Raw genomic sequence first — 18,747 nt, forward strand, 5'->3', positions numbered from 1 at the left:
CTGGGGCCGGAAACGGCGGCAAGTATACCGGCGTTGCACGCCCAGCCCTGAACCGGATCGCGGACCCAGCCGCCAGACCCGGCATGGCCGGTGACACCGCGCTAACCGGTGCGGGCCCGATAATGACGCCCTTCACCAACGGGAGTCTCGCATCATGGGTGAGTGGGTCACGCTCGATACGCATCACGGCCCGGTCCGCGCCTGGCAGGCCGAACCGGACGGCAAGCCCCGCGGCGGGCTGGTGGTCATCCAGGAGATCTTCGGTGCCAACGCGCACATCCGCGAGGTCGCCGAAGGCTTCGCGGCCGCAGGCTACGCGGTACTGGCGCCGTCCTTCTTCGACCTGGTCGACGGCCCGGATGCCGATCCCGATGCCCTGCCCTACGACCCGGACGGCGTGAAACAGGGGCTGGAGCACGTCAACGCACTGGGGGTGGAGAAGGCCCTGGAGATCGTCCGCGCCGCCGCCTCGCGGCTGGCGCCGGCGGGCCGGGTCGGCACGGTGGGCTACTGCTGGGGCGGCAGCATCGCGCTGCTGGCGGCGCTGCGCCTGGGCCTGCCGTCGATCAGCTACTACGGCGCACGCAACGTGCAGTTCCTCGACGAAACGCCCAAGGCGCCCGTGATGTTCCACTTCGGCGCCCAGGACAGGAGCATTCCGCCGGAGGCGATCAAGGCCCATCGCGAGAAGCTGCCGCAGATGGCCACCTTCGTCTACCCCGCCGACCACGCCTTCAACCGCAACGTCGGACATGCGTATGATCCAGACAGCGCCACCCTGGCGCTGGAACGCACCCTGGACTTCTTTGCGGAGCATCTTGGATGAGCGAGTTCGAACTGGATTCACGCCTGGCCACCGATAGCGTACTGGTAGCAGAAGGGCCGTTGTCGCAAGTGCGGTTGATGAACGACGAGCGGTACCCGTGGTTGATCCTGGTGCCGCGCCTGGCCGGCATCACCGAATGGATCGAGCTGGACGGCGAGCAGCAGGACAAGCTGCGCACCGAGTTGAACCGGGCCTGCAAGGCGCTCAAGGGCACCGACGGCGTGGAGAAGATCAACATCGGCGCGCTGGGCAACATCGTGCGCCAGCTGCACTTCCACGTCATCGGCCGTCACGTGGGCGACCCGGCGTGGCCCGGGCCGGTCTGGGGTCACGGCCAGGCGCACCGTCACGATCCGGACGTGCTCACCCAGCGTGTCGCGTACTGGAAGGAACGGCTAGGATATCCGGCCCACCCCTGACGGACCCTGCCCCTGATGCGTTCGAACCTGATTGCCGCCATCGTCCTGATCCTGGTGGGCCTGTTCCTGCTGGCCAGCAACCTGGGCTGGACCAACATGAACATGGGTCGCCTGATCCTCACCTGGTGGCCGGTGATCCTGGTGGCGGTAGGCATCGGACTGCTGTTCGGCCGCGGAAAGTAACGCGGCGGGGAGGAACGAAAAAAGCGCGGATCGCTCCGCGCTTTTTTTGTTTCCGGGCGACAGGCAGCCGACCAACGGTCGGCTCTACCTGAGGCGGTGACGCAGCCGACCAACGGTCGGCTCTACCTGATGCGGCGACGCAGCCGACCAACGGTCGGCTCTACCTGAGGCGGTGACGCAGCCGACCAACGGTCGGCTCTACCTGAGGCGGTGACGCAGCCCGACTTGCCGCTCAGGTGCGCGGCAGGGTCACGCCGGTCTGGCCCTGGTACTTGCCGCCGCGATCCTTGTAGGAGGTCTCGCAGATATCGTCCTTGTCGGCCTGGAAGAACAGCATCTGCGCCACGCCTTCGTTGGCATAGATGCGCGCCGGCAGCGGCGTGGTGTTGCTGAATTCCAGGGTGACGTGGCCTTCCCACTCCGGCTCCAGCGGGGTCACATTGACGATGATCCCGCAGCGCGCGTAGGTGCTCTTGCCCAGGCACACCACCAGCGTGTCGCGCGGAATGCGGAAGTACTCCACGGTGCGGGCCAGGGCGAAGCTGTTCGGCGGAATGATGCACTCGTCGCCAACGATGTCCACGAAGCTGCCCGGGTCGAAATGCTTCGGGTCGACGATGGTGGAATTGATGTTGGTGAACACCTTGAACTCGCGAGAGCAGCGCACGTCGTAACCGTAGCTGGAGGTGCCGTAGCTGACGATGCGCTGGCCATTGGCCTGCTTCACCTGGCCGGCTTCGAACGGCTCGATCATGCCGTGCTGTTCGGCCATCTGGCGGATCCAGCGGTCACTCTTGATGCTCATGTAGGGGTCCTGGAAGGCAAGGGGCAGGTCGGGGCCGGGGCACGATTCTAGCAGCCGGCCCCAACGCCGGTCAGAGCAGCGAGGACAGGATCGGAATGCTGGCCCGCGGGCGCTTGCCCATCTCTTCCACCAGCCGTTCGGCCGCCCGCAGATAGGCCTGCGCGGCCGGCGATTCCGGTGCGGCGGCGACGATCGGGGTGCCCGCGTCGCCCTGCTCCCGGATGCCGATGTCCAGCGGCAGCGAGCCCAGCAACGGCACGCCGTACTGCGCAGCCATGCGCTCGCCACCGCCCTGGCCGAACAGGTGCTCGACGTGGCCGCAGTTGCTGCAGGTGTGCACGGCCATGTTCTCGACCAGGCCCAGCACCGGCACCTCGACCTTCTCGAACATCTTCAGCGCTTTCTTCGCATCCAGCGTGGCGATGTCCTGCGGCGTGGTGACGATCACCGCACCGGCCAGCGGAATCTTCTGGGTCAGCGTCAGCTGGATGTCGCCGGTGCCCGGCGGCAGGTCGATCAGCAGATAATCCAGGTCATCCCACAGCGTGTCGTTGAAGAACTGCGTCATCGCCGAGGTCGCCATCGGACCGCGCCAGATCATCGGCGTCTCGTCCTCGATCAGGTAGCCGATCGACATGGTCTCCACGCCGAACGCGCGCAGCGGTTCGATCGACTTGTTGTCCGGGCTTTCGGGGCGCCCGCTCAGGCCCAGCATCATCGGTACGCTGGGGCCGTAGATATCGGCATCCAGCAGGCCGACCCGCGCGCCCAGGCGGGCCAGTGCGACGGCGAGGTTGACGGCCGTGGTGGACTTGCCGACACCGCCCTTTCCCGAGCCAACGGCGATCACGTTGCGGATGCGCGGATGCGGCGTCAGCCCCTTCTGCACCTGGCTGGCATGGGGACGACGAGACTGGCTGGCACTCACTGCGGGCACTCCGGAAACGCTTCAGGGGAACCCAACACTATACAACCTTGACGGTGCCTGACTAAGAATCGCAATTGCTACGAATCCATGCAATTTTCGTTAAGTTCATGTTACGTTCGATTGGCACCACGTTGAGCGTTTTCTGCGCGTTTTCGGGAGGGAATCATTGACGTCGTGCATTCGTATCTGCTCTATGGACTATCAATGAATTACCCACGCAATACCGCTCGTCGCAACACCCTCGCTGCTGCACTGTTCTCTGCCCTGATCGCCACCGCGGCCGCACCGGCCCTGGCACAGGACCAGGCCACGACGCTGGATAAAGTCACCGTCACCGGCTCGCTGATCCCGCAGACCGATATCGAAACCCAGACCCCGGTGATGTCCATCACCGCGCAGGACATCCAGACCCGCGGCTTCACCAGCGTGGCCGAAGTGCTGCAGCAGTCCTCGCTGACCACCGGCGGCCTGCAGGGCGGCCAGACCTCCGCCTCGTTCACCCAGGGCGCCGAAGCGGCCGGCATGTTCGGCCTGAACCCGGGTTACACCAAGTACCTGATCAACGGTCGCCCGATGATGTCGTACCCGGCGCTGTACAACGGCGGCGATACGTTCAACAACATCAGCGGCATTCCGATCGACATCGTCGAGCGCATCGAAATCCTGCCGGGCGGCCAGTCCTCCCTGTACGGCTCGGACGCGATCGCCGGCGTGGTCAACATCATCCTCAAGGAACGCATGGAAGGTGGCACGCTCACCGTCCGTGGCGGCACCTACAGCGAAGGCGGCGGCAACAACCTGCGCGTCAGCGCGGCCCACGGCTTCAGCGCCTTCGATGACCGCTTCAACGCACTGGTCAACGTGCAGATCGAGTCGAGCAACCCGATCTGGGGCTACCAGCGCGACCTGACCAAGACCACCAATGCCAACGGCTACACCGCACAGGTGCCGGGCAACGACTTCGCGGTCATCGACGCCGACACCAACCGCCTGTACATGATGGACCCGACCAACTGCGCCAGCGTCGCCGGCCAGTTCGGTGGCACCACCGTGATGGGCTCGCGCGCCTCCGGCCTGTCCTGCGGCTCGGTGTACGGCGCCGGCTACAAGACCGTGAAGAACGGCAAGGACAGCGGCCAGTTCTATTCGGCGATGACCTTCGACGTCAACGACGACCTGCAGCTGTTCGCCGACGTGCTGTACAGCAAGGAAAAGACCGAATACACCTCCGGCTCGAACTACCTGTGGTGGGGCACCAAGAGCACGATGGGTGGTTTCTACGACCAGTCCTCGGGCAAGGTGGTCAACCTGCAGCGCGCCTTCGCGCCGGAAGACATCGGCGGCCAGGGCTACAAGGACGTGCTCAACAGCGATGAGAGCCGCTCCTACCAGGTGACCCTGGGTGCCAAGGGCGCCTTCGGCAACTGGGACTACAGCGCCAGCTTCACCCGCGGTGAGTACAAGCTCACCGAGAACAAGTTCATGCGCTGGAAGGACCCGATCAACAACTACTTTGCCGAGCACGTGCTGGGCCCGCAGCTGGGCACCTACACCGACGCCAAGGGCCAGCAGTTCGCCAGCTACAACCCGAACTGGGGCGCGTTCTACTCGGCGATCTCGCCGGAAGATTTCGCCAGCTTCACCGGCTACGCGCACAACCGCAGCCGCACCTGGCAGAACCTGGCCCGCGCGCAGGTCACCAACGGTTCGCTGTTCTCGCTGCCGGGCGGTGACGCCGGCTTCGCGGTCGTCGTCGAAGGCGGCAGCGAAGGCTGGGACTACTCCCCCGACCAGCGCCTGCTGGACGGCCAGGCATGGGGTTCGTCGGCCGTGGCCGGCAACGGCCACCGCAGCAACTACGCGGTGACCTCCGAGCTGCGCATGCCGCTGCTGGAATCGCTGACCGTGACCGCGTCGGGTCGCTATGACGCCTTCAAGATCGCCGACAGCACCGTCGACAAGGCCACCTACAGCCTGGGTCTGGAATACCGTCCGATCGACAGCCTGCTGTTCCGCGGCAAGTACGGCACCGCCTTCCGCGCGCCGACCCTGTCCGATGCCTTCCAGGGCACCAGCGGCTACTACGCGAACAACTCGACCGACTACTACCGTTGCGGCCAGCTGGGCTACACCCCGGGCAACACCGCCGACTGCCGTTACGACAACAGCGTCTCGGTGTACTCCGAGCGCGCCGGCAACCCGGACCTCGAGCCGATCACTGCCGACGTGTGGAACGCCGGCCTGGTCTGGGCACCGATGCCGACCCTGTCGATCTCCGCCGACTACTACAACTGGAAGATCGAGAACGAAGTCGACACGGCCAGCACCGACCAGCTGCTGCTGGCCGAGTACTACTGCCGCAACAGCCTGCCCAACGCCGCCTCGGCCAGCTGCCAGAACGTGGCCGACTGGGTCGTGCGCGACGCCGCCGGCAACCTGAGCAGCCTGTACACGCCGAAGATGAACGTCGCGCGCCAGAACCTCCAGGCCGTGACCGTTGGCTTCAAGTACCTGCAGGACATCGGCCGCTTCGGCGCGCTGCAGTTCTCGGGCAACTACACCAACATGCTCAAGCGTGAAGTGCAGTCCGAGCCGGGTGAAGATTTCCAGGATCTGCTGGGCAATCCGATCGCGATGTGGAACTACGACAACTATGCCAAGGTGCGCAGCGATGCCGCCGTGGCCTGGTCGATCGGCAAGTTCACCACCACCGCCTACGCCAACTATGTCGGCAAGACGCCGAACTACCTGGCCGGTCTGAACGGCTACGACTCGCCCCCCGTATCGGGCAAGTCGCCGGGCAAGTGGGGTTCGTACACCACCTACAACCTGAGCGTGAACTACCGCGCGCAGGACGACCTGACGCTGTCGGTGATGGTCAACAACGTGTTCAACAAGATGCCGGAAGGCCAGGTCTACAGCTACCCGGGTACCTCCGGCACGCCGTACAACAACGCCTTCTACAGCATCTACGGCCGCGCCGTGTACGCGCAGATGAAGTACGACTTCGGCAATTAAGCGCCGCAGGCAACACCGGCGTCCGCGCAGGGCTCTGCCCTGCCGGACGCCACCCGGAACGCCCCGAAAGGGGCGTTTCGCGTTTTCAGCATTTCGTGTTTTCAGCGTTGACCGAGGCACCAAAAACAGAAGATGTGACACCCCCGTGTAGCTCCCGTTAAACCAATGTTACGTTCAGCCACGGAGCAAGGACGCTCGCCAACGCTCCATGATTTGGCGTCACCCGCTGACCGCTGCCGTCCTCACCGGCATGCTGATGGCCAGCGCCGCCACCGCCTTCGCCCAGGACAGCAGCACCGTCAACCTGGACAAGGTCACCGTCACCGGCTCGCTGATTCCGCAGACCGAGATCGAGACCCATACCCCGGTCGTGACGATCACCGCCGAAGACATCCAGACCCGCGGCTTCACCAGCGTGGCCGACGTGCTGCAGCAGTCCTCGCTGACCACCGGCGGCCTGCAGCGGCCAGACCTCGGCCTCGTTCACGCAGGGCGCAGAAGCGGCCGGCATGTTCGGCCTGAGCCCGAGCTACACCAAGTACCTGATCAACGGCCGGCCGATGCTGTCCCACCCCGCCCTGTACATAGGCGGCGACACGTTCAACAACATCAGCGGCATTCCGATCGACCTCGTCGAGCGCATCGAAATCCTGCCGGGCGGCCAGTCCTCCCTGTACGGGTCGGACGCGATCGCCGGCGTGGTCAACATCATCCTCAAGGAACGCATGGACGGCGGCGTGCTCAACGTCCGTGGCGGCACCTACACCGAAGGTGGCAGCACCTTCCGCGTCAGCGGCGCCAGGGGCTTCAACAGCGCCGACGACCGCCTGAACGTGCTGGTCAACGCCCAGTTCGAGTCGAGCAATCCGATCTGGGGCTACCAGCGCGACATCACCAAAACCACCAACGGCAAGGGTTACACCGCGCAGGTGCCGACCAACGACTTCCTCGTGGTCAACACGACAGCCGGCAACGCCTACCTGATGATGGACCCCCACCTGTGCGCCAACGTGGCCGGCCAGTTCGGCGGCACCACCGTGCTGGGCACCCGCGCGGCGGGCCAGTCGTGCGGCTCGATCTACAGCCCGGGCTACAAGACCGTCAAGAACGGCAAGGACAGCGCGCAGCTCTACAGCTCGTTTACCCTGTCGTTCTCGGTGGACTACTACAACTGGAAGATCAAGAACGAAGTCGACACGCTGAGCTCGGACCAGCTGCTGCTGGTCGAGTACTACTGCCGCAACGGCCAGACCAACAACACCTCGGCCAGCTGCCAGAACGTGGCCGACTGGATCACCCGCGACGCTTCCGGTGTGCTCGACGAGATCTACACGCCGAAGATGAACGTGGCCAGCCAGAACCTGCAGGCCGACACCGCCAGCGCCAAGTACCTGCAGGAACTGGGTCGCTTCGGCTCGCTGCAGTTCTCGACCAATTACACCAACATGATCAAGCGCGAGCTGCAGCCGCAGCCGCAGCCGCAGCCGGGCGATGCGTACCTGGATCTGCTGCGTGATCCGTACAACATGTGGATCTACGACTCCTACGCCAAGGTGCGCGCCGATGGCTCGCTGGCCTGGGCGTTGGACAAGTGGACCACCACGCTGTACTTCAACTACGTCGGCAAGACCCCGAACTACCTCGCCTATGCCGGCAACGGGTACGACTACGTCCATCCGTCGGGCGCCAAGGCAGGCAAGTGGGGGTCCTACACCACCTACAACCTGAGCGTGAACTACCGTGCGCTGGACAACGTGACCTTCTCGCTGATGGTCAACAACGTGTTCAACAAGATGCCCGACAACCGGGCGAGCAACTACCCGGGTACCTCGGGCGCGCCGTACAACAACTACTTCTACAACATCTACGGCCGCGCGGTGTACGTGCAGGCCAAGTACGAATTCGGCCACTGACCGCCGCGTTCGCACCGCTTCAAGGCCCCGCTTCTGCGGGGCTTTTTTTTGGGGTGTGAAACTCGATCCGTCGATCAATCTCAATTGTTAATATTGCGTGCATATTCACTTACCACTCATGATGATGCAGAGCGCATTTTTTATTGATTTCGCAACCAATTGTTTTTACATGCTTTTTGACTTGAGGCGCACATTCACCAACGTCGATTAATTGACAACCCTGCGGCAAGCACGTTAAGCCTGCGTTACTTTCCCTGACAGCGTCCGTTCAACCGAGTGTCAGCCCCACGGAAGGGAAAGCTTCGACTTCACCACAACACGGGTATCCACATGTCCTGCCAAGGTTTGAAGATTTCGCGTCATCCGCTCACCGCCGCCGTTCTGTCCGGCCTGCTGTTCGTCAGCGCCAGCGCCCTCGCGCAGGACAGCGAGCCTGCGACCAACCTCGATCGCGTCACCGTCACCGGTTCGCTGATCCCGCAGACCCAGATCGAAACGCACACCCCGGTGCTGACCGTCACCGCCGAAGACATCCAGACCCGTGGCTTCACCAGCGTGGCCGAAGTGCTGCAGCAGTCTTCGCTGACCACCGGCGGCCTGCAGGGCGGCCAGACCGCAGCCTCGTTCACCCAGGGCGCGGAGGCGTCGGGCATGTTCGGCCTGGATCCGGGCTACACCAAGTACCTGATCAACGGCCGCCCGATGCTGCAGTATCCGGCGCTGTACAACGGCAGCGACGCCTTCAACAACCTCAGCGGCATCCCGATCGACATCGTCGAGCGCATCGAAATCCTGCCGGGCGGCCAGTCCTCCCTGTACGGGTCGGACGCGATCGCCGGCGTGGTCAACATCATCCTCAAGGAGCGCATGGACGGCGGCGTGCTCAACGTCCGTGGCGGCGCCTACTCCGAGGGCGGCGGCAGCAACTTCCGCCTGAGCGGGGCCAAGGGCTTCAACAGCGCCGATGACCGCTTCAACGCACTGGTCAACGTACAGTACGAAAAGAGCAGCCCGATCTGGGGCTACCAGCGTGACCTGACGCGCACCAACAACGCGCACGGCTACAGCCCGCAGGTGCCGTCCAACGACTTCCTGGTGTACCTGCCGGCGGACGAGAACCGGTTCGTGATGATGGACCCGAGCCGCTGCGCGAACGTCGCCGGGCAGTTCGGGGGCACCACGGTGCTGGGCACCCGCACCTCCGGCGAGTCCTGCGGCTCGGCCTACGGCGCCGGCTACCGCACGCTGAAGAACGACAAGGAAAGCAGCCAGTTCTACAGCTCGATGACGTTCGATGTGAACGACAACTTCGAGCTGTTCGCCGATGCGCTGTACAGCCTGGAAGAGGTCAAGTACACCGCCGGTTCGGGCTACACCTTCTGGGGCAGCGACCTGAGCTTCGGTGCGTTCTATGACCAGGGCACCGACCAGTACATGAACCTGCAGCGCGCGTTCGCGCCGGAGGACATCGGGCCCAACGGCTACAAGGACATCCTCAACACCGACCGCAACAAGGCCTACCAGTTCACCTTGGGCGGCCGCGGCACGTTCGGCAACTGGGACTACAGCGCCAGCTTCAGCCGTGGCGAGTACAAGCTGACCGAACGTGGCTTCGTGCGCTGGGCCGATGCGATCGACGGCTACTTCGAGGACCACGTGCTGGGCCCGGTGCTGGGCACCACCGATGACGGCTACAACATCTACAACCCGAACTGGACCGCGTTCTACTCCACGCTGCCGGCCGGCGACTTCCAGAGCTTCACCGGTTTCACCACCAGTGAAAGCCGCACCTGGCAGAACCTGGGCCGCTTCCAGATCACCAATGGTTCGCTGTTCACCCTGCCCGGCGGCGATGCCGGTTTCGCCGTGGTTGCCGAAGCAGGCAGCGAAGGCTGGGACTACACCCCCGACGCGCGCCTGATGGATGGCACGGTGTGGGGTACCACCTCGGTGGCCGGCGCCGGCCATCGCAGCAACTACGCGCTGACCACCGAACTGCGCCTGCCGCTGCTGGAATCGCTGACCGTGACCGGCTCGGGCCGCTATGACGCGTTCAAGATCGCCGACAACACCGTCGACAAGGCGACCTACAGCATTGGCGTGGAATACCGCCCGATCGAAAGCCTGCTGTTCCGCGGCAAGTACGGCACCGCCTTCCGCGCGCCGACCCTGCCCGATGCCTTCCAGGGTGAGAGCGGCTTCTACGCCAACGGCGCAGTGGACTACTACCGTTGCGGCCAGCTCGGTTACGACCCGGCCGATACCGTCGGCTGCCCGTACGCACAGGAATCGGTGTTCGGCACCCAGGCCGGCAACCCGGACCTGGAGCCGATCACCGCCGATGTCTGGAACGCAGGCATCGTGTGGGCGCCGATGAGCAACCTGTCGCTGTCGGTGGACTACTACAACTGGAAGATCGAAAACGAGGTGGACAACCTCAGCTCGGACCAGCTGCTGCGCGCGGAGTACTACTGCCGCAACAACCTGGACAACGCCACCTCGGCCACCTGCGACAACGTGGCCGACTGGATCACCCGCGATGCCGCGGGCAACCTGGAGCAGATCTTCACCCCGAAGCTCAACGTGGCCCGCCAGAACCTGCAGGCCGTCACCGCCAGCTTCAAGTACGTGCAGGACATCGGCCGCTTCGGCTCGCTGCAGTTCGCCAGCAACTACACCAACATCCTCAAGCGCGAACTGCAGCCGCAGCCGGGTGACAACTACCTGGACCTGCTGCGTGACCCGTACGCGATGTGGTACTACGACGCCTACGCCAAGGTGCGCACCGACGGCTCGGTCGGCTGGGCCAAGGACAAGTGGACCACCACGATGTACTTCAACTACATCGGCAAGACCGCCAACTACATGTCCTATCTGGGCGAGAGCTTCGACTACGTCCATTCGTCCGGCTACAAGGCCGGCAAGTGGGGCTCCTACACCACCTACAACCTGAGCGTGAACTACCGGGCGCTGGACAACCTGACCCTGTCGGTGATGGTCAACAACGTCTTCAACAAGATGCCCGACGGCCAGGCCCACAGCTACGCCGGCAACATTGCCTCGCCGTACAACACCTACATGTACAACCCGTATGGCCGGGCCATCTACGTGCAGGCCAAGTATGACTTCGGCGTGAGCAGCAACTGACCGTACCGCCGACCGGCGGGTACGTCGCGTCACCCCAGGCCCCCGTCTTCGGACGGGGGCCTTTTCTTTGTATCGCACTGTGTCTCCGAACCGCCTGATTGCGCAAAACGATACGAAGTCACCTATTCATAGTTCACTCATAAAGACAGGATGAGCAAACCGTGATGACAACCAAGCGATTGTATTTATTGCACTTTTCTTAAAACCAGGGGGTGAATTCGTTCATTCGCGTGATGGTCATGTACATTTCTTGTTAATTGCGTGTTAGGTTCGAATGACGCTAGGACGGCGACTGAACCTACACAAAACGGCCACCACGGAATGAGGCCGTCTCACTTCACCAGGGGATTCATAGATGACCAACCACAGCATCCGGCACATCCGCCACCCGCTGACCAGCGCCCTGCTGGCCGGCCTGGCAGTCGCCGCCGGTTCGGCCCCCGCGTTCGCGCAGGAAGCCGGCACCAACCCGATCGACCTCGACAAAGTGACCGTAACCGGCTCGCGCATCGCGCGTACCGGCTTTGTGACCCCGTCGCCGGTGACGGCGATCACCGCTGAGGAAATCCGCAGCACGGGCGCGCTGAACATCGGCGACCTGATGAACAAGATGCCGCAGTTGACCCCGAGCTACTCGCTGGGCAACTCGACCCGCTTCATCGGCACCGCTGGTCTGGGCCTGATGGATCTGCGCGGCATGGGTCCGTCGCGCACCCTGGTGCTGGTCAATGGTCGTCGCCACGTGGGCGCCAGCCCGGGCTCGACCTCGGTCGACGTCAACACGATCCCGGTGGAATGGATCGAGCGCGTTGAAGTGATCACCGGCGGCGCCTCGGCCGTGTACGGTGCCGACGCCGTGGCCGGCGTGGTCAACTTCATCATGAAGAAGAGCTTCGAAGGCTTCGAGCTGCGTGCCCAGGCGGGCCAGGCGGACGAAGGCAGCTTCGACCGCTCGTTCGTCAGCTTCTCCGGCGGCAGCGACTTCGCCGACGGCCGCGGCAGCGCCGCCATCGCACTGGAATACAGCAAGCAGGGCCGCTTCGGCCGTGGCGACCGTGACATCGGCCGTCGCTTCTACACGTCGATCGCGAACCCGGACTTCGACCGCACCAAGCCGCCGAGCGAAAGCAATCCGCAGACCATCCTGGCCCGCCCGGGTGGCAACCACTCCATCTCGTACGGCGGTACGATGGATCTGGGTCCGATGACGATCTCGCCTAACGGCACCCGCACCACGGCGTTCAGCGCGAGCAACCGTTACCTGTTCAACGATGACGGCAGCTTCCGCAAGAACCGCTACGACGGCACCATCGTCAGCCCCACCACCTGCGTGGACTGCGACTTCGCCGACCTGAACTACGTTGCCGACCTGCAGCCGGCGTTTGACCGCGTCAGCTTCAACACCGTGCTCAACTTCGAGCTGAACGACAACCACCGTCTGTTCTTCGAAGGCAAGTACACCAAGACCGAATCGGAGTACTACGGCCAGCCTGCGTTCGACAGCAGTCTGCGCCTGCGTCGCGACAATGCGTACATCTCCAACGACCTGCGCGCGCTGATGGATTCGCGTCGCGTGATCGTGACCAACGCCAATGGCACCACCACCAATCGTGCGATCTCGACCGACAGCAACAACGCGGAAAGCAACCTGATCCTGGGCCGCTTCAACGTCGACGCAGGCCGTCGCGGTGAGCAGATCGAGCGCCAGACCACGCGCGCCGTGCTGGGCCTGGAAGGCAACCTGGGCGAAGAGTGGACGTACGAAGCGTCGGCCAACTTCGGCCAGACCACCATCGACCGCATCAACCTGAACAACCGCATCAACGAGCGCTGGCACGCCGGCATGGATACCGCCCTGGATTCCAGCGGCCGTGTCGTCTGCCGCGCTTCGCTGGACCCGAACGCGATCAACCCGAACACCGGGCAGCGCTACAACCAGGCCCTGATCGCCGGCTGCGTGCCGTTCTCGGTCTTCGGCAACGGCGCGATTTCGAAGGAAGCGGCCGAGTGGTTCAACACCCGCTCGCTGAACCAGTCCAAGCTGAAGCAGCAGGTGTTCAGCGCCTCGGTCGCCAACAACTCGCTGTTCTCGCTGCCGGCTGGCGACGTCGGCTTCGCCGGCGGTGTCGAATACCGCAAGGAACAGAGCCAGGAAAACACCGACGCCCTGTCGGCGCTGGGCCTGACCTTCCTCAACGCCATTCCGAGCCGCGGCGGTGAGTACGACGTCAAGGAAGTGTTCGCGGAAACCACCGTGCCGCTGCTGGCCGATCTGCCGCTGATCCGCCGACTGAACCTGGATCTGGCCGGCCGCTGGTCGGACTACAACTCCATCGGCGACACCAAGACCTGGAACGTCGGTCTGGATTGGGAAATCCTGAGCAGCCTGCGCGTCCGTGGTACCTACGCCAGCGCCGTGCGCGCACCGAGCATCGGCGAACTGTACAACCCGCAGTCGCAGAACTTCGCGACCATCTCCGATCCCTGCAGCACGCTCCCCACCAACCCCAACCGTCCGGGCGTCGCCAAGGACCCGGCCCTGCGCGCCGCCAACTGCGCCGCACTGGGCATCCCGGCCAACTGGCAGGACACCTACTCGGCCAACCGTCCGGGCGTCAGCGGTGGCAACCCGAACCTGAAGCCGGAAGAAGCCAAGACCCTGTCGTTCGGCTTCGTGTGGCAGCCGGAGTTCCTGGAAGGCTTCGGCATGTCCATGGACTACTGGCGCGTGACCCTGACCGACGCGATCGGTTCGGTTTCCGCCCAGACCCTGGCGACCCGCTGCGTGGATTCGCCGGGAGGCGTGCAGAACAACCCGTTCTGCGATTCCATCAAGCGCGCCCCGCTGGGCGGCTACACCTCGCCGACCGGCACCGCGTTCCCGGAACACAGCATCTACAGCTGGGTCGCGATTGCGGAAAACCTGGCCAAGTCGCGTCGCGTCGGCGTCGATCTGGAAATGGACTACCGCTTCGATCTGCTGGGTGGCTTCACCACCATGCGCCTGGTCGGTACCCGTCTGATCCAGTCGCGTGAATGGGCCTTCCAGGCGTTCCCGAACGAGTTCAGCGAATACGTCACGTACTACACCGATCCGCGCTGGCGCGGTCAGTTCACCACCACGTACAAGCGTGGTGACTGGCGCGCTTCGTGGGACATGACCTACGTCGACGGCAACCTGCGCGTCACCCCGGAAAGCTACAACGCCAACCCGGGTTCGCAGAGCCCGATCCGCAACCCGTCGTACCTGTACCACAACATGCAGTTCGGCTATAAGTTCCCGAACTCGGGCATCGACGTCTACGTGGGCGTGGACAACGTGTTCGACAAGGATCCGCCGGTGAACTACTTCGGTGCCGACGCCGGTGCCGCCCTGTACGACAGCATTGGTCGTTACATGTACATGGGCATCACCTACAAGTTCTGATCCATCCAGAACCGCACCACGAAAAAGCCCGGCATCCGCCGGGCTTTTTCTTTGCCTGCGCCGCTCAGTCGGCGAGGATGGCGCGCGCGGCGTTGTGGCCCGGCGCACCGGTGACGCCGCCCCCGGGATGGGTACCGGCACCGCACAGATACAACCCGGGCAATGCGCCCCGGTAGTCGGCCTGGCCGAGCATAGGCCGCGCACTGAACAGCTGGTTGAGGCTGAGCGCGCCGTGGAAGATGTCGCCACCGATCAACCCGAAGGTGCGCTCCAGATCCAGGGGACTCAGGCTCTGCCGCCCCAACACCGATGCGGCGAATCCCGGCGCATGGCGCTCGACCGTGGCGATCATCAGGTCGGCCACCTCCTCGCGGTGATCATCCCAGTGCCGGCCACCCGGCAGCTGCGGCGCCACGTGCTGGCAGAACAGGCTCGCCACATGCTGCCCGGCCGGTGCCAGCGACGGGTCCAGCGTGCTGGGAATCAACAGTTCCACCACCGGTTCGCGCGACCAGCCATGCGCGCGTGCGTCCTGCCAGGCGCGGTCCATGTAGTCCAGGCTGGGCGCGATGATGATGCCGGCGGTGAGGTGATCGCCCGGCCCTGGCAGGCAGGTGAAGGACGGCAGGCGCGACAGGGCCACGTTCATGCGGAACGTACCGGACCCGCAGCGCCAGTGCGCCATGCGCTCGCGGGTGGCCTCGGGCACCTCCGCCGGCGCGAGCAGCTGTTCGTAGAGCAGCTTGGGGTTGACGTTGGCGACCACGCAGCGCGCGGCGATGCGCTCGCCGGACAGGGTTTCCACGCCCACCGCGCGGCCGTGTTCAACCTGCACGCGGCGCACGCCCGCATCGGTACGGATGGTGGCGCCGGCCGCCGTGGCAGTTGCGGCCATCGCCTGGGTGATCGCGCCCATGCCGCCGAGCGCATGGCCCCAGGCGCCCTTGACCCCGTTGCTCTGCCCGAAGGCGTGATGCAGCAGCACGTAGGCGGTGCCCGGCGCATAGGGGCTGGCGTAGTTGCCAACGATGCCATCGAAGCCGAACAACGCCTTGATCGGTTCGCTCTCGAACCACCGGTCCAGGTACTCGGCGGCCGATATGGTGAACAGGTCCAGCAGCTCCTGGCGCAGGGCCGGCGACAACGCGTACAGCTGCCTGCCCAGCTTGCCTGCCCGCCACAGCTCGGGCAGAACCTGCAGCCAACCGCCCTCGCCCACGTTCGGCGGCGGTTGCAGCGCGAGCGCGCGCAGCACGTCGGCAAACACCTCCAGGCGCTGCTCATACAGCGGCAGGCGCGCGGCATCGCGGGCGGAAAAGCGCGCCACCTCGGCAGCAGTCCGCCCCTGCCCGGCGAGCAGATAGCGGTCCTGCGCCAGCGGCAGGAAATTGTTGATGCGGCGCGGTACCACCTGCAGTCCGTGGCCGGCCAGGTCCAGGTCGGCGATCACCTGCGGCTGCAGCAGCGACACGGTGTAGGACGCCACCGAATTGCGGAAGCCGGGATGGAATGTCTCGGTCACCGCCGCCCCGCCGACCGTGGCCCGGCGCTCCAGGATCAGCACGCGCCTGCCGGCACGGGCCAGATAGGCGCCGCACACCAGGCCGTTGTGACCGGCGCCGATGATGACCGCGTCCCACGTCCGGGCCGATGCGTGTGCCATACGCACTGTATACACCGGCGGCTCGGGCGCTGCCCGGTCACGGCGGACGTGCCGATCCCGGCCGGTCGCTGTGCCTGGCCGGGGCGTTGGCCACATGACTGTCCCTCTTGACCATCGGCCATGACCTTCGACACCCTTGCAGGCCGGGCCACCGGCGTATCGTCTGGCCCACGGCCCTTCCGGGGGCACTCCGCATGACTCATCGGCCTGGAGGCCATTCAAGTGATCGCTCGCACACCCAAGATCGTTCTGCTGACCCTGGCCGTCTCGGCCGCGCTGGTCGGCTGCGGCAAGACCGAAACGCCCGCTACGGACACCCCCGCCTCCACCGCCACGCCGGCTCCCGCCGCGGCTCCCGCGCTGACGCTGGACGAATCCAAGCTGCCGGCCTACAACGCCTTCCACCCGTCCGACCTGGATACCAGCCTGGATGCGTGCACCGCGTTCGGCGACTACGTCAACAGCAAGTGGCTGGCCGCCAATGAAATCCCGGGCGACCGCACCAGCTGGGGCGCCTTCACCATCCTCGACGAGCGTTCGGTGACCGTCCAGCACCAGCTCGCCGAGCAGGTTGCCGCGATCAAGAACCCGACCGGCATCGAGAAGATCGTCGGCGACTTCTGGGCCTCCGGCATGGACGAGGCCAAGATCAACGCGCAGGGCATCGAGCCGCTGAAGGCCGACCTGACCGCGATCGACAGCCTGCAGAACAAGGACGCCATCGCCGACTACCTGCGCAGCAGCGCCGCCAAGGGTCAGAACGTGCTGTTCGCCTTCGGCCCGGAAGCGGACTTCAAGAACTCCAGCATGAACCTGGCCTATGCCAGCCAGGGCGGCCTGGGCCTGCCCGACACCACGTTCTATACCGACGCCAAGTACGCCGACAAGCTCAAGGCCTACCAGGCCCACGTGGCCAAGGTGCTGGAACTGTCCGGCGTGGCCGCCGCCGACGCCGCCAAGCAGGCGGCCGACGTGGTCAAGTTCGAGACCCGCCTGGCCAAGGCATCCAAGTCCAGCGTGGAGCTGTCGCGCAACGTCGAGCTGAACTACAACCCGGTCACCGTGGCCGACGCCGACAAGCTGACCCCGAACTTCAGCTGGAGCAGGTTCTTCGAGGCGCAGGGCATCGCGACGCCGGAGAAGTTCTCGCTGGCCATGCCGGCCTTCCACCAGGAAGTGAGCAAGGCGCTGGGCGATACCGACCCGTCGGTGTGGCGCGCCTACCTGCGTTTCCGCACCGTGGACAACGCCTCGCCGTACCTGGCCGACGCCTTCGTGCAGGAAAGCTACGACTTCTACGGCAAGATCCTCAACGGCCAGAAGGAAATGAAGCCGCGCTGGAAGCGCGTGCTCGGCACCATCGAGGATGACGCGGGCGAAGCCTTCGGCCAGCTGTACGTCAAGGTCGCCTTCTCGCCGGAAGCCAAGGCAAAGATGGAAGTGCTGGTCAAGAACCTGGCCGCAGCGCTCAAGGAGCGCATCCAGGGCCTGACCTGGATGAGCGACGAGACCAAGGCCAAGGCCATCGCCAAGTGGGAAACCTTCACCCCGAAGATCGGCTACCCGGACAAGTGGCGTGACTGGAGCGGCCTGACCACCGCCCGCGACAGCTACCTGGGCAACGTGCGCGCCGCAGACGAATTCAATTACAAGTTCGCGCTGTCCAAGATCGGCCAGCCGGTGGACAAGACCGAGTGGGGCATGACCCCGCAGACGGTGAACGCGTACTACAACCCGCTGCAGAACGAAATCGTGTTCCCGGCCGCCATCCTGCAGCCGCCGTTCTTCGACCCCAAGGCCGACGACGCGCTGAACTATGGCGGCATCGGCGCGGTGATCGGCCACGAGATGACCCACGGCTACGACGACCAGGGCAGCCGCTTCGGACCGACCGGCAACTTCGAGAACTGGTGGACCCCGGCCGACACCAAGAACTTCAGCGGCCTGACCGGCAAGCTGGTCAAGCAGTTCGACGGCTACAAGGTCGGCGACCAGCCCGTCAACGGCAGCCTGACCCTGGGCGAGAACATCGCTGACCTGGGCGGCCTGGCCACCGCGTACGACGCGCTGCAGAAGGCCTCGGCCGGCAAGGAAGATCCGAAGATCGACGGGTTCACCCGCGACCAGCGCTTCTTCTTCAACTGGGCCACCGTGTGGCGCACCAAGTACACCCCGGAGAACGCCAAGGTCCGCCTGGCCACCGACCCGCACGCTCCCTCGCAGTTCCGTGCGATGGGCGCGCCGTCGAACCTGCCGACCTTCGCCGCGGCCTTCCAGTGCAAGGCCGGTTCGCCGATGGTCCGTACCGGCGACCAGCAGGTGGTGATCTGGTAAGCCCTGCATGACCTGCTAGACCCCGCAAAGGCCCGGATTTCCGGGCCTTTGCTTTTGGACGCGGGGGAAGCGTGCACCGTGCAT

The 18,747-nt window shown here is 64.9% G+C and carries 10 protein-coding genes and 1 pseudogene; 8 read left to right on the forward strand and 3 right to left on the reverse strand.

Annotated features, from left to right (window positions below; translation table 11 throughout):
• The first annotated feature begins 154 nt into the window (after positions 1–154).
• Genes ACLB90_RS03665 through ACLB90_RS03675 form a run of 3 tightly spaced genes read left to right on the forward strand, consistent with a single transcriptional unit; the run spans position 155 to position 1,428 of the window.
• Positions 155–826, forward strand: coding sequence for a dienelactone hydrolase family protein (locus tag ACLB90_RS03665; RefSeq protein WP_411851663.1), 672 nt, complete (start codon positions 155–157; stop codon positions 824–826).
• A complete protein-coding gene (locus ACLB90_RS03670; RefSeq protein WP_411851664.1) occupies positions 823–1,245 on the forward strand; it encodes an HIT domain-containing protein in 423 nt (140 codons plus the stop codon). Before ACLB90_RS03665 ends, ACLB90_RS03670 begins: the two co-directional genes overlap by 4 nt.
• 15 nt (positions 1,246–1,260) lie before the next feature.
• The gene (locus ACLB90_RS03675) at positions 1,261–1,428 is read left to right on the forward strand and encodes a LiaI-LiaF-like domain-containing protein (protein ID WP_017354312.1); all 168 of its coding nucleotides are present in this window, start codon (positions 1,261–1,263) and stop codon (positions 1,426–1,428) included.
• Between the two features lie 232 nt (positions 1,429–1,660).
• On the opposite strand, the gene dcd is transcribed toward ACLB90_RS03675, so the two are convergent.
• Together dcd and apbC are read right to left on the reverse strand one after the other, a co-directional pair.
• Positions 1,661–2,233, reverse strand: a complete 573-nt coding sequence (gene dcd, locus ACLB90_RS03680) for a dCTP deaminase (protein ID WP_019182646.1) — start codon at positions 2,231–2,233, stop codon at positions 1,661–1,663.
• 70 nt (positions 2,234–2,303) lie between these two features.
• Positions 2,304–3,161, reverse strand: coding sequence for an iron-sulfur cluster carrier protein ApbC (apbC, locus tag ACLB90_RS03685; RefSeq protein WP_411851665.1), 858 nt, complete (start codon positions 3,159–3,161; stop codon positions 2,304–2,306).
• Positions 3,162–3,365: 204 nt separating this feature from the next.
• Between apbC and ACLB90_RS03690 the strand changes: the two genes are divergently transcribed.
• The 4 genes and pseudogenes from ACLB90_RS03690 (at position 3,366) to ACLB90_RS03705 (ending at position 14,666) form a co-directional block, all read left to right on the forward strand.
• Positions 3,366–6,179, forward strand: a complete 2,814-nt coding sequence (locus tag ACLB90_RS03690) for a TonB-dependent receptor domain-containing protein (RefSeq protein ID WP_411851666.1) — start codon at positions 3,366–3,368, stop codon at positions 6,177–6,179.
• Between the two features lie 208 nt (positions 6,180–6,387).
• Positions 6,388–7,798 (forward strand): annotated as a pseudogene (locus ACLB90_RS03695) (TonB-dependent receptor plug domain-containing protein); the annotation flags it as partial.
• Positions 7,799–8,422: 624 nt separating this feature from the next.
• Positions 8,423–11,239 carry a TonB-dependent receptor domain-containing protein gene (locus ACLB90_RS03700; RefSeq protein WP_411851667.1) on the forward strand — a complete coding sequence of 939 codons (2,817 nt, stop codon included), beginning with the start codon at positions 8,423–8,425 and terminating at the stop codon, positions 11,237–11,239.
• A gap of 355 nt (positions 11,240–11,594) precedes the next feature.
• A complete protein-coding gene (locus ACLB90_RS03705; protein ID WP_411851668.1) occupies positions 11,595–14,666 on the forward strand; it encodes a TonB-dependent receptor domain-containing protein in 3,072 nt (1,023 codons plus the stop codon).
• 64 nt (positions 14,667–14,730) lie between these two features.
• Here the strand turns inward: ACLB90_RS03705 and ACLB90_RS03710 are convergent, their stop codons facing one another.
• The gene (locus ACLB90_RS03710) at positions 14,731–16,329 is read right to left on the reverse strand and encodes a phytoene desaturase family protein (RefSeq protein WP_411852690.1); all 1,599 of its coding nucleotides are present in this window, start codon (positions 16,327–16,329) and stop codon (positions 14,731–14,733) included.
• 225 nt (positions 16,330–16,554) lie between these two features.
• Here ACLB90_RS03710 and ACLB90_RS03715 point away from each other — a divergent pair, with 225 nt between their 5' ends.
• A complete protein-coding gene (locus ACLB90_RS03715; protein ID WP_411852691.1) occupies positions 16,555–18,663 on the forward strand; it encodes a M13 family metallopeptidase in 2,109 nt (702 codons plus the stop codon).
• Positions 18,664–18,747 lie beyond the last annotated feature (84 nt).

The sequence above is a fragment of the Stenotrophomonas sp. LGBM10 genome (genome assembly GCF_046736075.1).
In the GTDB taxonomy this organism is placed as follows: domain Bacteria; phylum Pseudomonadota; class Gammaproteobacteria; order Xanthomonadales; family Xanthomonadaceae; genus Stenotrophomonas.

Excerpts from the sequence above, each read along its gene's own strand:
- ACLB90_RS03690 (WP_411851666.1), top strand. The coding sequence starts at position 3,366 with ATGAATTACCCACGCAATACCGCTCGTCGCAACACCCTCGCTGCTGCA.
- ACLB90_RS03675 (WP_017354312.1), top strand. The coding sequence starts at position 1,261 with ATGCGTTCGAACCTGATTGCCGCCATCGTCCTGATCCTGGTGGGCCTG.
- ACLB90_RS03700 (WP_411851667.1), top strand. The coding sequence starts at position 8,423 with ATGTCCTGCCAAGGTTTGAAGATTTCGCGTCATCCGCTCACCGCCGCC.
- ACLB90_RS03670 (WP_411851664.1), top strand. The coding sequence starts at position 823 with ATGAGCGAGTTCGAACTGGATTCACGCCTGGCCACCGATAGCGTACTG.
- ACLB90_RS03665 (WP_411851663.1), top strand. The coding sequence starts at position 155 with ATGGGTGAGTGGGTCACGCTCGATACGCATCACGGCCCGGTCCGCGCC.
- ACLB90_RS03705 (WP_411851668.1), top strand. The coding sequence starts at position 11,595 with ATGACCAACCACAGCATCCGGCACATCCGCCACCCGCTGACCAGCGCC.
- dcd (WP_019182646.1), bottom strand. The coding sequence starts at position 2,233 with ATGAGCATCAAGAGTGACCGCTGGATCCGCCAGATGGCCGAACAGCAC.
- ACLB90_RS03710 (WP_411852690.1), bottom strand. The coding sequence starts at position 16,329 with ATGGCACACGCATCGGCCCGGACGTGGGACGCGGTCATCATCGGCGCC.